The organism is Gluconobacter sp. Dm-62 (assembly GCF_018256155.1).
Classification (GTDB): Bacteria; Pseudomonadota; Alphaproteobacteria; order Acetobacterales; family Acetobacteraceae; genus Gluconobacter.
Genome location: NZ_JAERLY010000003.1, coordinates 74287 through 96768 on the forward strand (window position 1 = coordinate 74287; position 22482 = coordinate 96768).

At 62.0% G+C, this 22482-nt stretch carries 22 protein-coding genes and 1 pseudogene; 14 read left to right on the forward strand and 9 right to left on the reverse strand.

Translation table 11 applies throughout. From position 1 onward, the window contains the following. Window positions 1-7 precede the first annotated feature (7 nt). Complete coding sequence (metK, locus tag JK202_RS04995) at window positions 8-1192, reverse strand: methionine adenosyltransferase (RefSeq protein ID WP_211558835.1); 1185 nt, start codon at window positions 1190-1192, stop codon at window positions 8-10. A gap of 302 nt (window positions 1193-1494) precedes the next feature. On the opposite strand from metK, the gene JK202_RS05000 reads away from it, so the two are divergent. Further along, window positions 1495-2283, forward strand: a complete 789-nt coding sequence (locus tag JK202_RS05000) for an SDR family NAD(P)-dependent oxidoreductase (RefSeq protein ID WP_211558837.1) — start codon at window positions 1495-1497, stop codon at window positions 2281-2283. A 63-nt stretch (window positions 2284-2346) separates the two neighbouring features. Here the strand turns inward: JK202_RS05000 and dapB are convergent, their stop codons facing one another. Together dapB and JK202_RS05010 are read right to left on the reverse strand one after the other, a co-directional pair. Beyond that, window positions 2347-3093, reverse strand: a complete 747-nt coding sequence (gene dapB, locus JK202_RS05005; RefSeq protein ID WP_211558840.1) for a 4-hydroxy-tetrahydrodipicolinate reductase — start codon at window positions 3091-3093, stop codon at window positions 2347-2349. A gap of 24 nt (window positions 3094-3117) precedes the next feature. Next, window positions 3118-3555: a helix-turn-helix domain-containing protein gene (locus JK202_RS05010; RefSeq protein WP_249199684.1), complete on the reverse strand. Its 438-nt coding sequence runs from the start codon at window positions 3553-3555 to the stop codon at window positions 3118-3120. A gap of 91 nt (window positions 3556-3646) precedes the next feature. Between JK202_RS05010 and JK202_RS05015 the strand changes: the two genes are divergently transcribed. After that, window positions 3647-4252: an FMN-dependent NADH-azoreductase gene (locus JK202_RS05015; protein WP_211558842.1), complete on the forward strand. Its 606-nt coding sequence runs from the start codon at window positions 3647-3649 to the stop codon at window positions 4250-4252. Here JK202_RS05015 and JK202_RS05020 read toward each other — a convergent pair whose 3' ends face one another. Beyond that, window positions 4253-5434, reverse strand: a complete 1182-nt coding sequence (locus JK202_RS05020; protein ID WP_211558844.1) for a globin domain-containing protein — start codon at window positions 5432-5434, stop codon at window positions 4253-4255. It lies immediately after the preceding gene. Window positions 5435-5514: 80 nt separating this feature from the next. Between JK202_RS05020 and JK202_RS05025 the strand changes: the two genes are divergently transcribed. From JK202_RS05025 to JK202_RS05035, 3 genes and pseudogenes are all read left to right on the forward strand, one after another. After that, on the forward strand, window positions 5515-5982 hold the full coding sequence (locus JK202_RS05025) for an Rrf2 family transcriptional regulator (protein WP_211558846.1): 468 nt from the start codon (window positions 5515-5517) through the stop codon (window positions 5980-5982). 99 nt (window positions 5983-6081) lie between these two features. Then, window positions 6082-6264 (forward strand): annotated as a pseudogene (locus JK202_RS05030) (shikimate dehydrogenase); the annotation flags it as partial. A 58-nt stretch (window positions 6265-6322) separates the two neighbouring features. Beyond that, the gene (locus JK202_RS05035; protein ID WP_211558848.1) at window positions 6323-6466 is read left to right on the forward strand and encodes a hypothetical protein; all 144 of its coding nucleotides are present in this window, start codon (window positions 6323-6325) and stop codon (window positions 6464-6466) included. A 57-nt stretch (window positions 6467-6523) separates the two neighbouring features. Here the strand turns inward: JK202_RS05035 and dnaJ are convergent, their stop codons facing one another. Continuing rightward, entirely contained in the window at window positions 6524-7666 is a 1143-nt protein-coding gene (dnaJ, locus tag JK202_RS05040) for a molecular chaperone DnaJ (protein ID WP_211558850.1), read from the reverse strand. 143 nt (window positions 7667-7809) lie between these two features. Next, window positions 7810-9714, reverse strand: coding sequence for a molecular chaperone DnaK (gene dnaK / locus JK202_RS05045; RefSeq protein WP_211558852.1), 1905 nt, complete (start codon window positions 9712-9714; stop codon window positions 7810-7812). 269 nt (window positions 9715-9983) lie between these two features. Between dnaK and JK202_RS05050 the strand changes: the two genes are divergently transcribed. The 8 genes from JK202_RS05050 to murA all read left to right on the forward strand — a co-directional run bounded on the left by JK202_RS05050 (window position 9984) and on the right by murA (window position 18303). Further along, the gene (locus JK202_RS05050) at window positions 9984-11129 is read left to right on the forward strand and encodes a hypothetical protein (RefSeq protein ID WP_211558854.1); all 1146 of its coding nucleotides are present in this window, start codon (window positions 9984-9986) and stop codon (window positions 11127-11129) included. 151 nt (window positions 11130-11280) lie between these two features. Next, window positions 11281-11661, forward strand: coding sequence for a glycerol dehydrogenase (locus JK202_RS05055; RefSeq protein WP_211558856.1), 381 nt, complete (start codon window positions 11281-11283; stop codon window positions 11659-11661). Further along, window positions 11661-13886 carry a pyrroloquinoline quinone-dependent dehydrogenase gene (locus tag JK202_RS05060; RefSeq protein WP_211558858.1) on the forward strand — a complete coding sequence of 742 codons (2226 nt, stop codon included), beginning with the start codon at window positions 11661-11663 and terminating at the stop codon, window positions 13884-13886. The genes JK202_RS05055 and JK202_RS05060 overlap by 1 nt, the downstream gene beginning before the upstream one ends. A gap of 203 nt (window positions 13887-14089) precedes the next feature. Continuing rightward, window positions 14090-15274: a glycosyltransferase family 4 protein gene (locus JK202_RS05065; protein ID WP_211558860.1), complete on the forward strand. Its 1185-nt coding sequence runs from the start codon at window positions 14090-14092 to the stop codon at window positions 15272-15274. Further along, window positions 15264-15443 carry a hypothetical protein gene (locus tag JK202_RS05070; protein ID WP_211558862.1) on the forward strand — a complete coding sequence of 60 codons (180 nt, stop codon included), beginning with the start codon at window positions 15264-15266 and terminating at the stop codon, window positions 15441-15443. Before JK202_RS05065 ends, JK202_RS05070 begins: the two co-directional genes overlap by 11 nt. Before the next feature lie 6 nt (window positions 15444-15449). After that, on the forward strand, window positions 15450-16364 hold the full coding sequence (locus JK202_RS05075) for a DMT family transporter (protein ID WP_211558864.1): 915 nt from the start codon (window positions 15450-15452) through the stop codon (window positions 16362-16364). A gap of 92 nt (window positions 16365-16456) precedes the next feature. Beyond that, on the forward strand, window positions 16457-17008 hold the full coding sequence (dcd, locus tag JK202_RS05080) for a dCTP deaminase (RefSeq protein ID WP_211558866.1): 552 nt from the start codon (window positions 16457-16459) through the stop codon (window positions 17006-17008). Window positions 17009-17046: 38 nt separating this feature from the next. After that, on the forward strand, window positions 17047-18303 hold the full coding sequence (gene murA / locus JK202_RS05085; RefSeq protein ID WP_077803475.1) for a UDP-N-acetylglucosamine 1-carboxyvinyltransferase: 1257 nt from the start codon (window positions 17047-17049) through the stop codon (window positions 18301-18303). 85 nt (window positions 18304-18388) lie between these two features. Here murA and JK202_RS05090 read toward each other — a convergent pair whose 3' ends face one another. Next, a complete protein-coding gene (locus JK202_RS05090; protein ID WP_211558868.1) occupies window positions 18389-19864 on the reverse strand; it encodes a mannitol dehydrogenase family protein in 1476 nt (491 codons plus the stop codon). 220 nt (window positions 19865-20084) lie between these two features. Here JK202_RS05090 and JK202_RS05095 point away from each other — a divergent pair, with 220 nt between their 5' ends. Further along, window positions 20085-20561 carry a GAF domain-containing protein gene (locus tag JK202_RS05095; RefSeq protein WP_211558870.1) on the forward strand — a complete coding sequence of 159 codons (477 nt, stop codon included), beginning with the start codon at window positions 20085-20087 and terminating at the stop codon, window positions 20559-20561. Between the two features lie 28 nt (window positions 20562-20589). Here the strand turns inward: JK202_RS05095 and JK202_RS05100 are convergent, their stop codons facing one another. Next, window positions 20590-21144, reverse strand: coding sequence for a TIGR00730 family Rossman fold protein (locus JK202_RS05100; RefSeq protein WP_211558872.1), 555 nt, complete (start codon window positions 21142-21144; stop codon window positions 20590-20592). Between the two features lie 32 nt (window positions 21145-21176). After that, on the reverse strand, window positions 21177-22370 hold the full coding sequence (locus JK202_RS05105) for an MFS transporter (protein WP_211558874.1): 1194 nt from the start codon (window positions 22368-22370) through the stop codon (window positions 21177-21179). Window positions 22371-22482: the final 112 nt, after the last annotated feature.

Sequence of the window (22482 nt, forward strand, 5' to 3'; positions counted from 1 at the left end):
TGCCAGATTACCGGTTCAGGGCGCCACGCAGCGTGGTGACCAGATCGGTCTGTTCCCAGGTGAAGTTGTCCAGAACCGGGTCCGGCGCACGGCCGAAATGGCCGTAAGCGGAGGTCGGAACATAGATCGGACGGTTCAGACGCAGATGCTTGCGGATGCCGCGCGGGGACAGGTCCACAACCTCGTTGAGGATTGCACCCAGACGGGCTTCGTCCACGTCCTTGCCCGTGCCGTCGAGGTCAACATAGACCGAGAGCGGCTTGGACACGCCGATGGCGTAGCTGAGCTGGATCGTGCAGCGGTCGGCAAGGCCGGCGGCCACGACGTTCTTGGCGAGGTAACGTGCGGCATAGGCTGCCGAACGGTCCACCTTCGTGGGATCCTTGCCGGAGAATGCGCCACCACCATGCGGGGCTGCGCCACCATAGGTGTCGACGATGATCTTGCGACCCGTCAGGCCGGCGTCGCCGTCCGGTCCACCGATGACGAAGTTGCCGGTCGGGTTCACGTAGAACTCGTCTTCCGGGCAGGTCCAGCCTTCCGGCAGGATGCCGTTGACCACGTCGCGAAGCGTCTCGCGGATCGTGTTCTGGCTCATGCCTTCGACATGCTGCGTGGAAATCACGACGGACGTGACGCCAACGGGCTTGCCATCGACATAACGCAGCGTGACCTGGCTCTTGGCATCCGGCAGAAGGCCGACGCCACGGGCGTCACCGTTCTTGCGGTAGTCGCGGATGCGCTCGAGGATCGTCTGCGCATAGAACAGTGGCGCAGGCATCAGGTGTTCGGTTTCGCGCGTGGCGTAGCCGAACATGATGCCCTGGTCACCAGCGCCCTCGTCCTTGTCGCTGCCGCTGTCAACGCCCTGGGCGATGTCGGCGGACTGTGCGTGCAGGTAAGAGGTGATTTCGGCCTTCTTCCAGGAAAAACCTTCCTGGTCGTAGCCGATGTCCTTGATGGCTTCACGGGCGCGGTCGATCAGCGTGTCTTCGACCTCTTTGGGGCCGCGGACTTCACCGGCCAGGATGACGCGGTTGGTGGTGACCAGCGTCTCACAAGCAACACGCGCTTCCGGATCGGCCTGCAGATAGGCGTCCAGAACGGTATCGGAAATGCGGTCCGCCACCTTGTCGGGATGGCCCTCGGAAACGGACTCGGACGTGAAAAGGAAATCGCCGTGATTGCGCACTCAGGGACCTCGCAGGGAATGAGTGGTGAGAAGGGCCACAGCGTGCCTTGGCAGGCGGACTGTGGCATTCAGGGAGGGGACGGCTTGGCGGAATTGGGCGCAAGGGTCAAGGGGCTGTATGGGGTCCGAACGCGGTTTTCTGCGGAAAAGTGCGGAAAACCGGCCTCAGATCACAAAAAAGAGAGCGTGGCCACCCGTTTCATTTTTCAACGACACCGTCCATGCTGCGTTCGTATTCCCGGAACCATCAGTGCCCGCCATGAGGGCACCTCAGGAAAAACAGAGAGTTTGAGGCATTCGCAATGTCGAATCAGTTTAGCGGTAAAGTCTGTCTGGTCACCGGCGCAGGTGGCAATATCGGTCTCGCGACCGCCCTCCGTCTGGCCGGGGAAGGGACGGCCATCGCCCTGCTGGACATGAACCGCGAGGCTCTGGAAAAGGCGGAAGCCGCCGTCCGGGCAAAGGACGTCGAAGCCCGCTCCTATGTCTGTGACGTCACGTCCGAAGACGCCGTGACTGAAACCGTGGACGCCGTGGTCCGGGACTTCGGCAGGATCGACTTCCTGTTCAACAATGCCGGTTATCAGGGCGCCTTCGCCCCGGTGCAGGACTACCCGTCCGAGGATTTCGCGCGCGTGCTGACGATCAACGTCACCGGCGCGTTCCACGTCCTCAAGGCCGTCACGCGCCAGATGATCACGCAGAACTACGGTCGCGTCGTCAACACTGCCAGCATGGCCGGTGTTAAGGGGCCGCCGAACATGGCCGCCTATGGTGCCTCCAAGGGCGCCATTATCGCCCTGACCGAAACGGCCGCGCTCGATCTTGCCCCCTACAACATCCGCGTAAACGCCATCAGCCCCGGCTACATGGGCCCCGGCTTCATGTGGGAGCGTCAGGTCGAGCTTCAGGCCAAGGTCGGAAGCCAGTATTTCTCCACCGACCCCAAGGTGGTGTCCGAGCAGATGATCGGCAGTGTCCCGATGCGCCGCTATGGCGACATCAACGAGATCCCCGGCGTGGTGGCGTTCCTGCTTGGGGATGATTCCAGCTTCATGACGGGTGTGAACCTGCCTATTGCTGGCGGTTGATCGGGGGAGTCCGGGCTCTGCCCGGGCCCGGCAGGGATCTTGATCCCCGCACCCTGTTTTTGGTTAGCGTTTTAAGGCGTCGGCCATTGTGTAAAGGCCGGGCTGGCGGCTTGCGAGCCATTTTGCGGCCAGTAGCGCGCCTCTTGCGAAAACCCTGCGGTCCAGTGCGCGGTGGGACAGGGTGATCTGTTCGTCCGCGGCCATCAGAACAAGGTCATGCTCGCCCACGATCTGTCCGCCGCGCAGCGAGGCGAATCCGATCGCCCCGTCCGGTCTGAGACCGTTCTGATCGGTCCGTGCCACGTCTTCCAGACTGACCCCACGTCCTTCCGCTACAGCCCGGCCAATCGCCAGCGCCGTGCCGGACGGGGCATCTAGCTTCTGGCGGTGATGAACCTCAAGGATTTCCGCATCGTAATCCGGCAGGCCCGCGCCAAGCTGTCGCGCGAGTTCCAGAAACAGCGTCAGCGCCGGTGAGAAATTGGCGGCCTGAAGGACGGGAATGTGCTGCGCCGCCGCATTCACGGCATCCTGCGCGCCCTGATCAAGCCCCGTCGTTCCCAGAACCCAGGCGCATCCGGCTTGCGCGAAGGCCGCCGCGTGAGCCGGGACGGTCGCGGCGTGGCTGACATCAATCACCACATCGCAGCTTTTCGCGAGCGTGGCAGGATCGGTTGTGATGTTGCGCTGGGCATCTGCAGTGCGCGAAAGTCCGCCAACGAGGGCGTTGCCTGCTTCTTCGGCGCAGAGCGTTCCAAGCCGGCCCGTAATGCCGGCGATACCAATGCGGGGAGCGGAAATCAGGGTCATAGTCGGTCCATCAGAACGGAAAAATCAGGTGTTGGCGTCAAGCCGGGCGTCAAAACGGGTGCGGGCCGCCTCGATTTCGGGACGGTTGGACAGCGCCCACTGACCGAAGGCCTCCGTCAGCGTCCACAGCGACTCCCCGAGCGTCGTGAGTTCATAATCGACGCGCGGCGGAGTCGTCGGGGTGACGGTCCGCAAAACGAGGCCGTCGCGTTCCAGATTGCGCAGGGTGAGCGTCAGCATCCGCTGTGAAATTCCGTCGATCGCGCGGCGCAGTTCGCTGAACCGGTGCGGCCCGCGTCCGAGCGATTTGACGATCAGGATGCTCCACTTGTCCGTCGTGCGCGCCAGAATAGAGCGGATAACCGCGCAGGCGTCGCTGCTATGTGTGTCGTCAGTCGGGGCCGCAGCCTGCACTGTGGCCGGCTTAGGGAGAGGGGCGGTTTCACTGACGCGAACATCCATGTGCCTATGGCTCCGGAATGTGCCTTCTTGCGGCGGGGTTCAAAGGTTCCTTATCTGGTGCTGGTTACGATCAGGAACCGGAAAGATCAAAATGAAACTTCTCCACATCGATTCCAGCATCCTCGGTGACAGCTCCGCCAGCCGTCAGGTCAGTGCCGCCGCTGTCGCCCAGTTCCGCAAGAAAGACCCGTCCGTCGAGGTCATTTCCCTCGATCTCGCCAGCGATCCGCTGCCGCATCTGGACGTTGAAGCCCTGTCCTGGCTCGGCAAGGAGCTGACGCCGGACGTCTCCGGCCGTCCCGAACTGATTGCTGGCGCAAATGCCCTGAAGACCTTCCAGGCCGCTGACGTCGTCGTCATCGGCGTGCCGATGTACAATCTGTCGATTCCCAGCCAGCTTAAATCCTGGATCGACCGCATCATGGTGGCGGGCCAGACCTTCCGCTACGGCGCAAACGGGATCGAAGGTCTCGCCAAGGGCAAGAAGGTCGTGCTCGCCGTGGCGCGTGGCGGTCTCTATGGCGAGGGCTCTCCGGCAGCATCCTTCGAGCATCAGCTCAGCTATCTGAAGTCCGTTTTCGCCATGATCGGCATCACGGACCTCACCGTGATCGAGGCCGAGGGCCTCGCCACGAATGGTGGCGCCGACCGTGCCCGTATCCTGTCGGACGCGGAACAGAAGGCCAGCGCGCTTTAATCAGTCCGTTACCCCGGTATCCGGTCCGAACGTCTCGTAACGCAGGCGCTCGGCTGGAATCCCGGCGTCCGGCAGGCTGTGCACCATGTCACGCATGAAGCCTGTCGGACCACACAGATAGGTCGAGACGCCGACGGGGAGATGCCCGGCAACCCACGCGGCGGTCGGGCGACCCTCCGTGGCCGTCAGGCATGTCGCGATCCGGATGCGCCCCGCTGAACTGCGGGAGAGTTCCGCGAGACGCTCCGCAAATGGCGCGGTCTCTGCGGAATGGGCAATCTGTACGACATGTACGGGTGTTGTGACGCCGGGCTGGGCCAGCGCTTCCAGCATCCCGATCATCGGCGTGATCCCGATTCCGGCGCAGACGAACGCCAGCGGTCCTTCGACCCTCTCCGGCAGCACGAAGTTGCCAGCAGGCGGAGACAGCAGAACCTCCGTGCCCTCAGAGTTTCCGCTGTTCAGCCAGCCTGAAACAGTACCGTTCGGCACATGACGAACACTGATGCGATAGCCCTTCTGGTTCGGGCGGGAGGTGATGCTGTAATTGCGGCGCGTCCGCCCATGACCCGGAATGTCCAGATCCACACCCAGATACTGCCCCGGAACGGCGCTGATGACCGGCTTTCCGTCCACTGGTTCCAGCTCGAGGGACGTGACATTCGCACATTCCGGCACGGCACGGACAATGCGGAACAGACGCCAACCGGTCCAGCCGCCTTCAGCATGGGCACTGCTATCGTAAAGCTGATGCTCACGGCCGATCAGGATATCGGCCAGCGCCCAGTAGGCTTTGCCCCAGGCGTCAAGGATTTCCGGCGTTGCGGCATCCCCCAGAACGGCCGAAATCGCGCCGAGCAGGGCCGTGGCGACATGTGGATAATGCTCGGGCTGGATTTCGAGGCTGGCATGTTTCTGCGCGATCCGTTCGACCGCACCACCCATCACACCCAGATTGTCGATGTTCTTCGCATAGGCCAGCACGGCCATCGCCAGCGCCCGGGGCTGCGTCCCGGTGGACTGGTGCGTGGGGTCGAACATTTCCGCAATCGCGTGATCGGCCAGAAGGCGGCGGTACATTTCGGACGTGATCGTCACGCCATGGGCTTCGAGCGCCGGGATGGTCGCCTTGATGATGGCGATGGTCTCGGGCGTGAGGCTGCGGTCGGCTGAAGTGGACATGAGTGGTCCCTTTAAAGGTGCATTTAAAATACATCTTTAAAAACGTGACCTGCGCCTGTCAATCTGGCAGAGGAGTCGCCATGCGCCTGACACTGCACACCGATTACGCCCTGCGCGTGTTGATCCATCTTGGAGTTCACCATCTGGGGCCCTGTTCGACACGCCGCATCTCCATCCGCGAGATCGCGCAGGCTTATCGCATTTCCGAAAACCATCTGGTGAAGGTCGTGCACCGTCTGGGGCAGGGTGGTTTCGTCACCACCGTTCGCGGACGTGGTGGCGGGCTGGAACTCGCGCGCCCGGCTTCAGAGATCAATGTGGGCGCAGTCGTCCGCTTCACGGAAGACGATATGGCGCTGGTGGACTGCGAAGGCCGCAACAGCACGGACGGACGGCCCTGCGTTCTCTCCCCGGCCTGCGTATTGCGCGGTGTGCTGGGTGATGCACTGAGCGCGTTTCTGGCGGTGCTGGACGGCTATACGCTGGCCGATCTGCTGACGGGGCGTGAGGCAGCGCTTCTGGGCCTGACCGCTCCTCCCGGAGACTGAGCCAGAAAACCGAGATTTCCGGAATGTGAATGGACCTTCTGCGCTCCCGTGCGTCATCTCGGATGAGCCTACGACACGCAGAAATCCGAAGAGCCTCACATGTGCCAGCAGAATTTCCGCAGCACCCTGACCGGATCGTTCTCGACGCCATGCGATGACAATCCCACTGTCGCCATGATCGAGGCCGCATACCAGCACCATGACATCGATGCGCGTTACACCAAATGTGACGTCAAAGCAGACGGCCTGAAAGATCCTGTGGCAGGTGCGGGGGCCGTGGAATGAGTCGGGGTCAACTGTTCCTTGCTGCTCAAGGTCGAGACCCTGCGACAAAGAAGGATTGATCGTTGCCAATGCCATTCCGAAGCAGCCCAGAACGTGGCTGCGCCGTGAAGCGGAAGGCAAGGGCTGCACCGTGCTGGACAAGACGCTGGATGCCGGGGTTATGGAAAAGATCCCAAAGGATATTTTCGACGCGGCCTGACATAAAAAACCCGGTGGCTCCGAAGAGGCCACCGGGCTTTTTGTAATCCTGAAAAGATCAGCGTCCGTCGAAGAAGTCGCGGACCTTGGCAAAGAAGCCGCTGTTTTCGGGGCTGCCCTTGGCGTGGTCGTCCCCGGCTTCCTTCTCGAATTCTTCAAGAAGCTCGCGCTGGCGCTTCGTCAGATGGCTCGGCGTCTCAACCGAGACCTGAATATACATGTCGCCGCGGGCCGAAGAGCGCAGGACCGAGAAACCCTTGCCGCGCAGACGGAACGTCTCGCCCGTCTGTGTGCCCGCAGGGATGCGGACCTTGGTGCGGCCACCATCCACAACCGGAACTTCGACTTCCGTCCCAAGTGCGGCCTGCGTCATGCGCAGCGGAACGCGGCAATAGATGTTCGCCCCGTCGCGCTGGAAAATGTCATGCGACAGGACGGAGATGTGCACATACAGATCGCCCGGCTGCACACCTTCGCCACCGGCCTCACCCTTGCCCGCCATGCGGATGCGCGTGCCATCCTCGACGCCGGCCGGGATGTCGATGCTGATGGTTTCCGTTTTCGCTTCCGTGCCCGTCCCATGACAGACCTTGCACGGATTGCTGACGGTGCGTCCCGAACCATGGCAGGTCGGGCAGGGGCGCTCCACGAGGAAGAAGCCCTGCTGCGCCCGGACCTTGCCCGCACCATGACAGGTCGGACACGTGCTGCTGCCGGCATTGGGATCGGCCGAGCCTGAACCATGACAGGAGCTGCACGCCACGCGGGTGCGGACCTCAACGTCCTTCTTCACGCCCGTGAAGGCTTCCATCAGCGTGATTTCGACCTGAACCTGAACATCCGCCCCGGTCCGGCGTCCACCACCCCGACGGCCACCCATCATGTCCCCGAACATCTGGTCGAAGATGTCGCCCAGACCGCCAGCACCGGCAAAACCACCGCCGAAGCCGCCGCCCATTCCACCCATGCCACCTTCAAAGGCGTCATGGCCGTACTGGTCATAGGCAGCACGCTTCTGCGCGTCCTTCAGGACATCATAGGCTTCGTTGATTTCCTTGAATTTCTGCTCGGCAGCGTCATCACCCGGATTGCGATCGGGGTGAAAGCGCATGGCCTGCTTGCGGAAAGCTTTCTTCAGCTCGTCCGGCGAGGCCGTGCGGGAGACTTCAAGGGATTCGTAATAGTCGATTCTGGTGGCCATGGTCGGTCCTTGGGGCGTTCCGGAAGGCGGTCCCTGTTATGGGCCGGAAAAACAAGAATGGCGCCCACCCCCTTGCGGGAACGGGCGCCCTCGGAAAACAAGGTCAGACGGGGTGTTCAGCCCCGTCCGGGAAAGTCACCCGATCAGTGCTTCTTGTGGTCGTCTTCGAGGTCTTCGAAGTCGGCATCAACGACGTTGTCGTCCTTCTTTTCCGCTTCCGGAGCAGCAGCACCTTCAGCGCCCTGACCGGCCTGATACACAGCCTGACCAACCTTCATGGCAGCCTGCGTCAGCTTTTCGCTGGCAGCCTTCAGGGCGTCGAGGTTTTCGCCACCCAGAGCTTCGCGGGCTTCGGCAATGGCCGCTTCAGCTTCGGACTTGTCAGCCGCCGGAACCTTGTCGCCACCTTCGGTGATGGACTTCTCGGTCTGGTGGATGAGGCCTTCCGTGCTGTTGCGCAGCTCGACCAGTTCACGCTTGGCCTTGTCGGCAGAAGCATTGGCTTCAGCGTCCTTGACCATGCGGTCGATGTCGGAGTCAGACAGACCGCCAGACGCCTGGATCTTGATCTGCTGTTCCTTGTTCGTGGCTTTGTCCTTGGCGGACACGTTCACGATGCCGTTGGCGTCGATGTCGAAGGTGACTTCGATCTGCGGCATGCCGCGCGGCGCGGGGGCAATGCCCTGAAGGTCGAAGTTGCCCAGCAGCTTGTTATCAGCCGCCATCTCACGCTCGCCCTGATAGACCTTGATGGTCACGGCGTTCTGGTTGTCTTCAGCCGTGGAGAAGGTCTGGCTCTTCTTGGTCGGGATCGTCGTGTTGCGGTCGATCAGACGGGTGAACACGCCACCCAGCGTCTCGATACCCAGCGACAGCGGCGTCACGTCGAGCAGCAGGACGTCCTTGACGTCACCCTTCAGGACAGCGCCCTGAACGGCGGCACCGATGGCGACCACTTCGTCAGGATTGACGTTGCGGGCCGGTTCCTTGCCGAAGAATTCCTTAACCGTTTCAATGACCTTCGGCATACGGGTCATGCCGCCAACGAGGATGACTTCGTCGATCTCGCTCGGGGAGACGGACGCATCCTTGATGGCTGCACGGCACGGGCCGAGCGTCCGCTGCACCAGATCATCGACCAGGCTTTCCAGCTTGGCGCGGGACAGCTTGACGACGAGGTGCTTCGGGCCGGAAGCATCAGCCGTGATGAACGGCAGGTTGATCTCGGTCTCCTTGGAGGAGGACAGCTCGATCTTGGCCTTCTCGGCGGCTTCCTTCAGGCGCTGCAGAGCGAGTTTGTCGCCACGCAGGTCGATGCCCTGGTCCTTCTTGAACTCGTCGGCCAGGAACCCGATGATGCGGTTGTCAAAGTCTTCACCGCCCAGGAACGTATCACCGTTCGTGGACTTCACTTCGATCACGCCGTCGGAGATCTCGAGGATGGAAACGTCGAACGTGCCACCACCAAGGTCATACACGGCCACCGTGCCGGAATCGCGCTTGCCAAGGCCATAGGCGAGGGCTGCTGCGGTCGGCTCGTTGATGATGCGCAGGACTTCGAGACCGGCAATCTTGCCGGCGTCACGGGTTGCCTGACGCTGGGCGTCGTTGAAGTAGGCAGGAACCGTGATGACGGCCTGAGAAACGGCTTCACCAAGATAACTCTCGGCGGTTTCCTTCATCTTGCCCAGAACATAGGCTGCGATCTGCGACGGAGCGTACTTCTCGCCGCGTGCTTCAACCCATGCATCGCCATTGTCGCCACGGACGATGCCGTAAGGCACCATTTCCTTGTCCTTCTGAACGGTCGGATCGTCGTAACGACGGCCGATCAGACGCTTGACGGCGTACAGGGTGTTGGACGGGTTGGTCACAGCCTGACGCTTCGCGGCCTGTCCGACGAGACGCTCACCATTATCGGTGAAAGCGACCATGGACGGCGTCGTGCGGGCGCCTTCGCTGTTTTCGATCACCTTGGTTTCGTCACCCTCGCGCACTGCAACGCAGGAGTTGGTGGTACCAAGGTCAATGCCAATGACTTTGCTCATGTAAATCAGTCCTCTCAGCGGCCCGTCCCGGCCCTGTGAGGCACCGGATCGAACCCTATTGACGTATCCAGACCCTCACGGGCCTGTGTTCCGACTCATGATCTAGGCAACGCCGCAAGGTCTTTCAAGCACTTGGACGACACATTTCGTCGAGAATGTTCGCTCTGCGGAGCATGAAGGGGAAGATGGCTGTTTCAGATATGGGCATCCCCCTCTAGTAAGGTTGTGTCTTCCGCTTTGCCTGCCAATGGGACAGTCTTCATACAGCCATGCCGAATCATCCTTACTTTCGTGCCACGCTGCTGGCTGCCTTGGCCTGTTTTTCCGCAACTGGTCTCTCCGCCTGTGGCCCGATGGGCCCCGGAAAACTGCGGAACGACCAGCTCGAATACTCCCGTGCGCTGGGCGATACGCAGAAGCACGAGATGCTGCTGAACATTGTCCGTCTGCGTTATGCTGACCCACCAACCTTCCTCGATACGACGCAGGTGATTGCAGGCTACAGCGTATCCAAGAGCATCAGCGGCGGCTTTTACGCCTATCCGGCGACCGCGGTAGGGAACTACCTGTTCGGCACGGGGACGATGTCTCTCGGGGAAAACCCGACCTTTACCTACCAGCCGGTGACGGGCCAGCAATATGCTGAAAACGTGGTCCGTCCGATCTCGCCCACTGTTATCATGCCCCTCAGTCTTGGTGGCCTGCCGATCGATACATTGCTGCGTCTGACGGCACAGTCGATTGATGGCCTGTCCAATGTCCGCGGGCTTGGTGCGGGCCCGTTCGGGGGCGGGTCCGTGCGGTTTTATCTGCTTCTGCACGACCTGCGACAGCTTCAGATTGCGGGGGCCATGACCATCCGCATCACTACCGAAAGCGCCACGCCACCCGACCCCAAAAAGAATGGCGGAAAATCCGACAGCAACGGCGGCAATGGCGGCGGGGCGGAACGGTCCTATCTCGTCCTGACTTCCACGTCGGACAGCAACCTGCTGGCAATCCAGGCGGAAGTGCGCCGTCTGCTGCATCTTGATCCGACTGCGGAAGAGGCGGAGATCGTCTACGGCCCTTATCCGAAGCACTCAGGACAGATTGCCATTCTGACCCGGTCGATGCTCGCGATGCTGACGCAGCTCGCCTACGAAGTCGAAGTCCCGGAAGATGATATCAAGACCGGGCGTACGCCCCCCACGATCGGACAGGTCGGGATCGAGAACCGACCGGAAGTGGTGATTCATTCGGGCAAGGAAGAACCCGATGCGCGTTATGCTGCCGTAAGTTACAACGATACCTGGTTCTGGATCAGTGACAGGGATTTTCAGAGCAAACTGGCCTTTACGATGGTGCAGGTTCTTGCAGCTCTTGCAGCGACCAATCATACAGGCGGTGCTGTCGTGACTATCCCGGCCGGGTAATAAAGATAACGTTCATTTGAATTCACCGAAGTGAAACTGTATTCGAACACGGTTTTGTTAGAGTGGAATTCAACAATATTGGAAAAGAGCCATAGCTTTCCTGAAAGTCTGGAATTACCGTCCGGGCTATCAGTTCAGGAGGCTTTCACCAATGCCAAATACTTATGGCAACAGGACCCTGACCGAGTGGCTCACACTGGTCCTTGGGGTCGTTATCATTCTGGTGGGGCTGTTCTTCGTTATCGGCGGGGCTGACCTCGCGATGCTGGGCGGCTCTGTCTATTACGTTCTCTGTGGCATCCTGTTGGTCGCCAGTGGTGTTTTCATGGTCATGGGACGCACGCTGGGCGCATTCCTCTATCTGGGTGCGCTGGGCTACACATGGATCTGGTCGCTGTGGGAAGTGGGCTTAAGCCCCGTTGATCTTCTCCCGCGTGATTTCGGCCCGACGCTGCTGGGTATCCTTGTCGCCCTCACCATTCCGGTTCTTCGCCGGATGGAAACCCGTCGTACCCTGAGGGGAGCCGTCTGATGCGCAGATCCCATCTTCTTGCCACCGCCGCCTGTGCCACGCTGGCCTGCGCTCCGCTGGTCGCCAATGCCCAGTTCGCCCCTGCAGGGAGCGGCGGTTCGCCGACCTCCACAGTGCCTGGCCCCGGCAATGGCAATTCCTTCGAGCCGACCGAAAACGCTCCGTCTGCGACGAGCCGCTTTTCCGGCCCTTCGCCATATGCGCCTCAGGCCCCTGGTGTGAACGCCGCCAATCTGCCGGATATCGGGTCCATGGATCCGAACGAGGTCCCGCAGATGGCCCCGCAGCAGAGTGCCAGTCCGGCCTCTGGTGACTGGGCCGCCTACGGTCATGACGACAGCCAGATGCGCTATTCGCCGCTGTCCGAGATCACGCCGCAGAATGCCGATCAGCTCAAGGTCGCCTTCGTTTACCATACCGGCAGTTATCCGCGTCCGGGACAGGTGAACAAATGGGCTGCTGAAACCACACCGATCAAGGTGGGTGACGGCCTCTATATGTGTTCGGCTCAGAACGACATCATGAAGCTTGACCCGGCAACGGGTAAGGAAATCTGGCGTCACAACATCAACGAGAAATACGAATCCATTCCCTACACCGCCGCGTGTAAGGGCGTGACGTATTTCACGTCGTCGCAGGTGCCTGAAGGCCAGCCCTGTCATAACCGTATCCTTGAAGGCACGCTCGACATGCGCCTGATCGCGGTTGATGCCGCGACCGGTAATCTGTGCGAGGGCTTCGGCAATGGCGGCCAGGTCAATCTGATGCAGGGCCTTGGCGAATCCGTTCCAGGTTTCGTGTCCATGACGACGCCGCCGCCGATCGTGAACGGCGTGGCCGTGGTCAACCACGAAGTTCTCGATGGCCAGCGCCGCTGGGCCCCGTCCGGTGTGATCCGTGGTTATGACGCCGAAAGCGGCAAGTTCCTGTGGGCCTGGGACGTGAATCGTCCCGACGACCACAGTCAGCCAACCGGCAACAACCACTACAGCCGTGGAACGCCAAACTCCTGGGCTGCGATGACCGGCGATAACGCGCTGGGCCTCGTTTACGTCCCGACAGGCAACTCGGCCTCTGACTATTACAGTGCGCTGCGCAGCGAAGCGGAGAACAAGGTTTCTTCCGCAGTCGTTGCTCTGGATGTGAAGACGGGTGCACCGCGCTGGGTCTTCCAGACCGTTCACAAGGACGTCTGGGATTACGATATCGGTTCTCAGGCCACGCTGATGGACATGCCCGGTCCGGATGGTCAGCCTGTCCCTGCGCTCATTATGCCGACCAAGCGCGGCCAGACCTTCGTGCTCGACCGTCGTGACGGCAAGCCGATCCTGCCGGTCGAGGAGCGTCCCGCTCCGTCGCCAGGCGTGATCCCGGGCGATCCGCGCTCGCCGACACAGCCCTGGTCCACGGGGTTCCCGGCCCTGCGCGTGCCGGATCTGAAAGAGACGGACATGTGGGGTATGTCCCCCCTCGATCAGCTCTTCTGCCGTATCAAGTTCCGCCGCGCGAACTATACGGGCGAGTTCACGCCGCCGAGCGTCGACAAGCCCTGGATCGAATATCCGGGCTATAACGGTGGCAGCGACTGGGGCTCCATGTCCTATGACCCGCAGAGCGGCATCCTGATCGCGAACTGGAACATCACCCCGATGTACGACCAGCTCGTGACCCGCAAGAAGGCTGACCAGCTTGGCCTGATGCCGATCGACGACCCGAACTACAAGCCGGGTGGTGGCGGAGCCGAGGGTAACGGCGCCATGGACGGCACGCCTTACGGCATCGTCGTGACCCCGTTCTGGGATCAGTACACGGGTATGATGTGCAACCGTCCGCCCTACGGCATGATCACGGCCATCGACATGAAGCACGGTCAGAAGGTGCTTTGGCAGCACCCGCTCGGAACGGCCCGTGCCAACGGTCCGTGGGGTCTGCCGACAGGTCTGCCCTGGGAAATCGGCACACCGAACAATGGTGGTTCGGTCGTGACGGCAGGTGGTCTGGTGTTCATCGGTGCGGCTACGGATAACCAGATCCGCGCCATCGACGAGCACACCGGCAAGGTAGTCTGGAGCGCGGTCCTTCCGGGCGGCGGACAGGCTAACCCGATGACCTATGAAGCCAATGGTCACCAGTACGTTGCCATCATGGCGGGTGGACATCACTTCATGATGACGCCGGTCAGCGATCAGCTGGTGGTTTATGCTCTGCCCGATCACAAGGGCTGAAAGCAGGGAATGAAAAACCGGGGGCTTAAAGCTTCCAGCTGACAGGAGGGGTGGTTTTCGTGCCGGAAATGGCACGGGAACTGCCCCTTCGTCGTTTATGGCAGCCGTTTTTCCATTTTTCGGCTGGGAAGGGGATGCAGACCCGGCTACAGGCTGTTTTCGTCTGAAAATGCTTCTTCCGGAACAGGCCCCGCAGAACCACCATGACCGACCGCTCTCCCGTCATTCTTCAGGTTCTTCCGGCGCTGGGCACCGGCGGTCTGGAGCGCGGGGCTGTCGAGATTGTGGCGGCAATCACGCAAGGCGGCGGCACGGCACTGGTTGCGTCGCGCCCCGGTCGGCTTCTGGTGCAGCTTCGTCATGCGGGCGGGCGGCATATCGAGCTCGACCTGAAGACAAAATCACCTTTCTCCGTTTTGCGCCGGGCGCGGGATCTTCAGGCCATCATCCGCCGCGAAGGCGTGGATCTGGTCCATGCGCGCTCCCGGATTCCGGCCTGGGCGGCGTGGATTGCCTGTCGCCGCGAAAACATCCCGCTCGTGACGACGTGGCACGGCGTGCATGAGGCGAAATGGCAGGGCAAGAAACTCTATAATTCCGTACTGGCGCGCGGCGCGCGGGTCATCGCCATTTCGGAGTTCATCGCCCGCCGCCTGCGCAGCGAATACGCCGTACCGGAGAGTCGTCTGCGGGTCATTCCACGCGGGGCGGATCTGCGGGAGTTCACACCCGGCGCAATCTCCGGCGAGCGCGTGCAGAAACTGGCCGATGCCTGGCGCGTGCCTGTGGAGGCAAAGATTATCCTCATGCCCGCGCGGCTGACGGCATGGAAAGGTCAGGGCGTTCTGCTCGAGGCGCTGGGCCTGCTGCGCTCGAAGATGGGCACGGGATGGATCTGCGTTCTGGCGGGCCCGGAAAACGACCGGAAGTTTTCCCGCAGGCTGCAACAGCGGGTGCGGGAACTCGGGCTTGAAGACCATGTCCGGTTCGCCGGAACCTGCACCGACATGCCTGCGGCCTGCGAACTGGCCAGCGTTGTCGTGGCGCCCTCGCTCCGGCCCGAACCGTTCGGACGCACACTGGTGGAAGCGCAGATGATGGGCTGCCCGGTGATCGGCACGGCGCAGGGCGCGATGATGGAAACGATCCTGCCCGGCGAGACGGGGCTGGTCGTGCCGCCGGATGATGCGGGCGCTCTGGCGGATGCGCTGAAAAGCGTTCTGGAAACAGGCGAAGACGCGCTGGACTGGCTGGCTGAAAAGGCGCGTGCCCATGCCATCGCCAACTATACGACGACGCTGATGCAGGCCCGCACGCTGGGCGTTTACGACGAGCTTCTGGGCACCCGTCTACGGACGACATTCGAGGAACACAGCTATGACCAGTAAGGACGGAAAACCAACCGAGCAGATCATTCGAGACCGCGCTGCGGCTGCGAAGGAAGATCGCGAAAGCCGGGAGGCCAAGGCGCTCCGGGCCAATCTGATGCGCCGCAAACAGCAGCAGCGCGCCCGCCCCCAGGACGAGCCGGCCTCATCCTCTACCGATGACCGCTGAGATTCTGTGAAACGCAGTTTTCCCCTTCCCACGCCGCAGGAACTGGCGCTGACAGGCGTGACGGTTCTGTGGGGCGGGACGTTCCTGGTGCTGCATATCGCCATGCAGCATTGCGGGCCGCGCTTTTTCGTTTTCGTCCGCTTCATGATGGCGGCGGTGTTCGTCGGGTTGCTGGCCGGGCGGAAACTGCTGGATTTCAACTGGCGCGAAGTGCGCGCTGGCACACTGATCGGGATTGCGCTGGCGACCGGTTATGTGTTGCAGAGCGCGGGCCTTCACGACATCACCAGCAGCCGCTCCGCTTTCATCACGGCGCTTTATGTGCCGCTGGTGCCGATCTTCCAGTGGGCGTTCCTGCGCAAACCGCCGCATCTGATGAGCTGGCTCGGAATTGGACTGGCCTTTGCGGGTCTGGTCTGTCTGGCGGGTCCGGCGGCGCTGTCATTGTCTTTCGGGCGCGGGGATCTGCTGACGCTGTTTGCGGCGATCGCCATTGCGGTCGAGATCGTTCTGATCAGCCTCTATGCGCGGGGCGTGGACAGTCTGCGCGTGACGGTTATGCAGCTTCTGGCCGGAAGCCTGTTTGCCGGGCTGATGGTCCCGGTTTCGGGGGAGGCGCTTCCGGCGTTCTCATGGGTCTGGTTCGGCTGCGCACTGGCGCTGGGTGGGCTGAGCGCACTGGTGCAGGTGGTGATGAACTGGGCGCAGAAATCCGTCGCGCCGACCAAGGCGGCGGTGATCTATGCCGGAGAGCCGGTCTGGGGCGGGCTTGTCGGCTGGCTTGCGGGGGACAGTCTGCCACCGGCGACGCTGCTGGGGGCCATGCTGATCGTGGGTGGCGTGCTGACCAGCGAACTGCGTCCGCAATGGCTGGAAGCCCTGCTGGGACGTTCGCAACAGACGCTCACGAAAAATGACTGATCCGACACATTGCGTGATCGCCCATCGCTCGCTAGAGCAGGTGGGTTAGACGCACAGGGCGCTTTGTGCCGCCCTCGTTCAGGAGTGCCCTCATGCCCATCATGCCCGACACATGGATCCGCCAGATGGCCCGGGAAAAAGGCATGATCGAGCCGTTCGTGGAGGCCCAGAAGCGCGAAGGCGTCATTTCCTACGGCCTGTCGTCTTACGGCTATGACGCGCGTGTAGCATCGGACTTCAAGATCTTCACCGATGTGGACAGCGCCATCGTCGACCCGAAGAACTTCGCCACCAACAGCTTCGTGACCCGCACCGGCGACATCACCATCCCGCCGAACAGCTTCGCGCTGGCGCATACGGTCGAATATTTCCGTATCCCGCGTGACACGCTGGTGGTGTGCCTCGGCAAGTCCACCTATGCGCGCTGCGGCATCATCGTGAACGTCACGCCGCTTGAGCCGGAATGGGAAGGCCAGGTCACGATCGAGATCAGCAACACCACGCCGCTGCCCGCGCGAATCTACGCGAACGAAGGCATCTGCCAGTTCCTGTTTTTCCAGGGTGCCAGCCCCTGTGAGGTCAGCTACGCCGACCGTGCTGGAAAATACATGCGCCAGTCCGGCGTCACCACGCCCCGCCTCTAAAGCCCAGCTCTCAAGGCCCGCTTCTCAAGGATCGCACCATGGACCGTTTCATCATTCGCGGTGGCCGCCGCCTGACAGGCGAAATCGAGATCGGGGGGGCGAAGAACTCCGGCCTCAAGCTCATGGTGGCAGGGCTTCTGACGTCCGAGCGGCTGGTCCTGTCCAATGTGCCGGGCATTGCCGACATCAAGACGATGCGCGATCTGCTGGTGGGTCTGGGCATCACGGTTGAGGATGCTGGGCCGCGCACGCTGTCCATCGGTGGGGAGATCGGCTCTGTTGAGGCGCCGTATGACATCGTCTCCAAGATGCGCGCCTCCATTCTGGTCCTTGGCCCGCTTCTGGCGCGTGCCCGTGAGGCGAAAGTGTCGCTGCCGGGCGGTTGCGCCATCGGCACGCGCCCCGTGGACATGCATCTAAAGGGGCTTGAGACGCTGGGTGCCGTGATCCGGCTGGAAAACGGCTATATCAATGCGACCGCGCCGGACGGGCTGAAGGGTGACCGGATCATCCTGCCGTTCGCCAGCGTGGGCGCGACCGAGAACCTGCTGATGGCCGCGACGCTGGCGAAGGGGCGCACCCATATCGTCAACGCCGCGCGCGAGCCGGAAATCAGCGATCTGGTGCACTGCCTTAACGCCATGGGCGCGCAGATCACGGGCGAAGGCTCGGGCACGCTGGTCATTGACGGTGTGGAGAAGCTGCACGGCGCGCATTACGCCGTCATGCCGGACCGCATCGAGTGCGGCACCTATGCCTGCGCGGCTGGCATTACGGGCGGCGATCTGCTGCTCGTGGGCGGACGGGCCGATGATCTGGGCGCCGTGATCCGCACGCTTGAAGAAACGGGCGTCGAGGTTGTGGAAGAGGCGCGCGGTCTGCGCGTCCGTCGCAGCGGGACGTTGCAGGGCGTGGACATCATGACCGAGCCGTATCCCGGCTTCCCGACGGACATGCAGGCGCAGTTCATGGCGATGCTGTCCGTGGCGGAAGGGGCGTCCATGATTACCGAGACGATCTTCGAGAACCGCTTCATGCATGTTCCGGAGCTCAACCGCATGGGCGCGCGCGTGAACGTGCATGGCCGCTCGGCCATCATCCGGGGTGTGTCGAAGCTGTCGGGTGCGCCAGTCATGGCGACCGATCTGCGGGCGTCCTTCTCGCTGATCCTCGCGGGTCTGGCAGCGGAAGGCGAGACGCAGCTCAGCCGCATCTATCATCTGGACCGGGGCTATGAAGGCGTTGACCGCAAGCTCGCCGCCTGCGGTGCCGATATCGCCCGCGTTTCAGACTGATATGTCTAAAAGTTTTTGGTGAAGCTTTTTCCAAAAAGCTTCAGGTCTCTCCGCCTTTTTGAAAAAAGGCGGAACCCAAAAACTTTTAGACGTTTGTGACCAGATCCTTCAGGACGGCAGCCGTGCCGTGCGTTTTCAGGTCTTCGCGGGTCTGGATGAAGCGTGTGAGGAACTCGGCGGAGTCCTCAAGTCCCCATCCGGCGAACACGCTCATCTCCAGCGCTCTGGCGGGGTTGGCATCCAGCGCCAGCGCGCGGTCATCGGCGCTGAGACGCGGTTCCGTGACGGCGAAACTGGCCTGAAGGTCATCGCGGCCCACCAGATAGGCGCAATAGCAGGCGAGGACGAAGGCGATCCGGCGCGGGTTTTGAGCCTTTTTCAGCACGTCCTCGGCCGTGGCGCGCAGGAAGACCGGCAGCTTGGACGTGCTGTCGGAAGTGATGCGCAGAAGCTGGTCGCTGACGGCATGGTTGCGGAACCGCTCCAGAAGCTGGGCCGCATAATCCGGCAGGCTGATACCCGGAGGGGCGGTGAGCTGCGGTGAGACATCGTGGCGCAGGAACTGCTCCAGCAGGGCGGCCAGATGCTCGTCGCCCATAGCTTCATCGACAAGCCGGTACCCCATCAGCACACCCGGCAGGGCCAGTGTGGAATGCGATGCGTTCAGCATCCGCAGCTTGACCTGCTCGTAGGGCTCGACGTCGTCCGTGAACAACACGCCGGCCTGCTCCCAGGCGGGACGTCCACCGGAGAAATTGTCTTCCACCACCCACTGGATGAAGTCCTCGCAGAACACGGGCACCCGGTCCTCTACGCCGCTCTGCGCATCCAGACGCGCCACGTCGGCGGGGTGGACGGCTGGAGTGATGCGATCAACCATGCAGGACGGGAAGGCGACTTCGGCCTCGATCCATTCCGCCACTTCCGCGTCCCGCAGGCGTGCGAAGGACAGCACGGCATTGCGCGCGACATCACCGTTTGCGGGGACGTTGTCGCAGGACAAGATGGTGAAGGGCGCAACCCCGGCATCCCGGCGCTGGCGCAGGGCCTCGGTCATCATGCCGAACGCCGTGTGCGGGACCGGGCGATGCAGGTCTTCGGCGATGGTGGGATGCTCGGTCATGAAGCGGCCTGCTTCATCCATGTAATAGCCGCCTTCGGTCACCGTCATGCTGACGATACGAATGGCAGGATCCGTCAGGCGCTTCAGCGCGGCTTCACGATCGGCAGGAGCGTGGATGTATTCGACCAGAGACTTCACGACCCGGACCGTATCGGGGCGGTTCGGCGGACACTCGCGCAGGGTGTAGAGCCCGTCCTGCGCGTGCAGGGCTTCGGCCTTCGCCACTTCCGCCGGAAGGTCCATCAGACCCATCCCGACAATGCCCCAGCCGGACTGGCCCGGCAGCGCCAGCGCGCGGTCCGTGTAGACGGCCTGATGGGCACGGTGAAAATTGCCGACGCTGAGATGGACAATACCGGCCGTCACCGAATCCCGGTCATAGGGCGATGTCAGGATGGAGTCCGGGAGGGTGGGTAGGGTCTGGGAAGTCAGGATCATGGAAAAGATCTTTCAGACGAAAGGACCGGCTTCTTTTAGAAGTCTCCAACGTCGAGGAAACTGTTTTTGTATTTTGTGAATAATTTCTAATAATTCTCCCGGACCCGCGAGCATTACGGAAAACGAACACTTTCCATTAAAAACGGCGCGCTTTTCCGTTTTTTCCGATCTGCCGTATAATTGACGGACCTATCGCCCGTTTTTGCAGGACTGTTTTTGCATGAGTGCTCCCATCCATCGTCTGAGCGTGGACGAGCTTGTTCCGATGGTCCGGTCCGTCCTTCAGACCGAGCCGGACATGATCGCCAACATGGCCAATATCGCCGCCCTGCTGTTCGAGGCCCTGCCGCAGATCAACTGGGCCGGGTTCTATCTGTGGAAAGAGGCGGACGGACAGCTTGTGCTGGGGCCGTTTCAGGGGCGTCTGGCCTGCACGCGGATTCCGCTGGGTCGCGGCGTCTGCGGGACCGTCGCGCAGAACCGCGAGACGCTCGTGGTGCCAGACGTGCATGCGTTTCCGGGCCATATCGCCTGCGATGCGGCTTCGGAATCGGAAATCGTGCTGCCGGTTGTGGCCAAGGGCGCGCTCGTGGGCGTGCTGGATATCGACAGCCCGGTGAAAGACCGGTTTTCCGACGCTGATCGCATACGTCTGGAAGAAGTGGTCAGCCTGCTCGTGGCAACGCTGGAAAACTGAGCGGGGACCAGCCCCGCTCTTTTCAACGTCAGGCCGGAACGCTGACGGAGAGCTGCTGCATCAGGGCCGGGACATCCTCGACGACCGTGAACAGTTTGCGGGCCGACGGGTCTGCAAACCCCTGATCGACGGCATCATTGAGCGTGTTGACCAGCGACGTGGCCCAGCCGCCGATATTGACGATGTAGATCGGCTCCTGATGCAGGCCGAGCTGCTTCCAGGTCATGATTTCCATCAGCTCGTCGAACGTGCCGAGGCCGCCGGGAATGATGGCGTATGCGTCGGACAGTTCGAACATGCGGGCCTTGCGGGTGTGCATGTCCGGCGTGACTTCAAGCTGCGTCACACCCTTGTGCATGACTTCGCGGGCATGGAGGAATTCGGGAATGATGCCGATGACCTTGCCGCCCGCCTGAAGCGCCGCATCCGCCACCGTGCCCATCAGCCCGACATGCCCGCCGCCATAGACCAGTGTGATTCCGTGTCGCGCCAGGGCCGTTCCGATTTCTTTTGCACCTTCGGCATAAACGGGGGAGTTGCCGAAGCGGGAGCCACAGAAGACGGCGCAGGAACGAATGGTCATGTCGGGTCCGTGTATGTTGAAACGAGGATCTGTCACGCGGTCCGGCGGCCCAGGGAACGGCTGATCAGCACACCGCCCAGACAGCAGATGGCGGTGGTGGCGAACATCGTCCTGTAACCCGCGAACTCGATGACCTGTCCAAGAAACAGCCCCGAGCACGCGATGGCAAGGTCAATGAAGATGGAATACGCGCCCAGAGCCGCCCCGCGGTTCTCCGGACCTGCACTGTTAACGGCCAGAACGCCGAGCGCCGGGAAGAGCAGCGAGAAGCCCGCCCCTGTCAGCGCGGCTCCTACGAGGGCCGCGGATGGCGCCTGGAACACGCAGAGCGTGGCGAGTCCGAGCGCTTCCACCAGCAGAGAGACGATTGCTACGAACACGCCGCCCCGTTTTGCGATCTGTGACGCGAAGAAAAACCGGATGACGACGAAGGTGAAACCAAAAACTGCCAGTGCCGTCGCAGCCCCGTCCCAATGCAGGACCGAATAATACAGCGCAAGGAACGACGAGATCGCCCCGAAGCCAATGGACCCGGCCGCCAGTGCCGAGCCATGTGGCAGGACGAGTCGGAGTGCACGGGCGAAGGGAATGGGCTGGTTGGCCGAAGGAATGGGTTTGACGGCCGGATAGAACCCGATGATCGCCAGACCAAACAGCGGCAGAGCGGCCGAAAGAATGCCCACCGAAACCAGCCCGCCATAAGGCGCAGCCAGCATGGAGAGTTTGGCCCCGATCGGCGCGCCGAGCGCGATCCCGCCATAGGAGCAGATGCCGTTCCATGAAATGGCGATGGCGGTGTTTTCCGCACCGGCACGGCGGATGTTCCAGACGATCACACCGGTCGCGGCCCAGCTTTCCGCCCAGCCCAGCAACAGGCGGCTGAGCAGCAGCACACCCAGCGACAGTAGCGGCGTGGCGGCCAGAAGCCCCGATCCCGCAATCAGAAGACCGGAAAGCAGGCAGGTCACCAGACCGCCGATGACCACCGGTTTGGGGCCGATCCGGTCCACCAGCCGCCCGGCGGAAGGGCGTGCCGCGAAGGTCGCGAAATACTGCAGTGAGAATGTTATGCCCGCGACGGTCGTGCTGTAACCCAGGCCCTGATGGACGAAAATCGTCAGAACGGCGTTGGGCAGGCCGATCACGATATAGACGAGAAGATTGAACAGGACGACGGCAAGAACGCGTTTCGTCGGTGAGTCCGCCGGCGTGTCTTGCGCGGTCATGGGTCTGCTCTCCTGAGGCCTGGCTGTAAAAAAGATCCCTCATGGCATAGGCCAGATGACGGAAGCCGTCACGAGGGCGCGCCTGCCTTTCCTTCACAATCCCGAGTGAAAC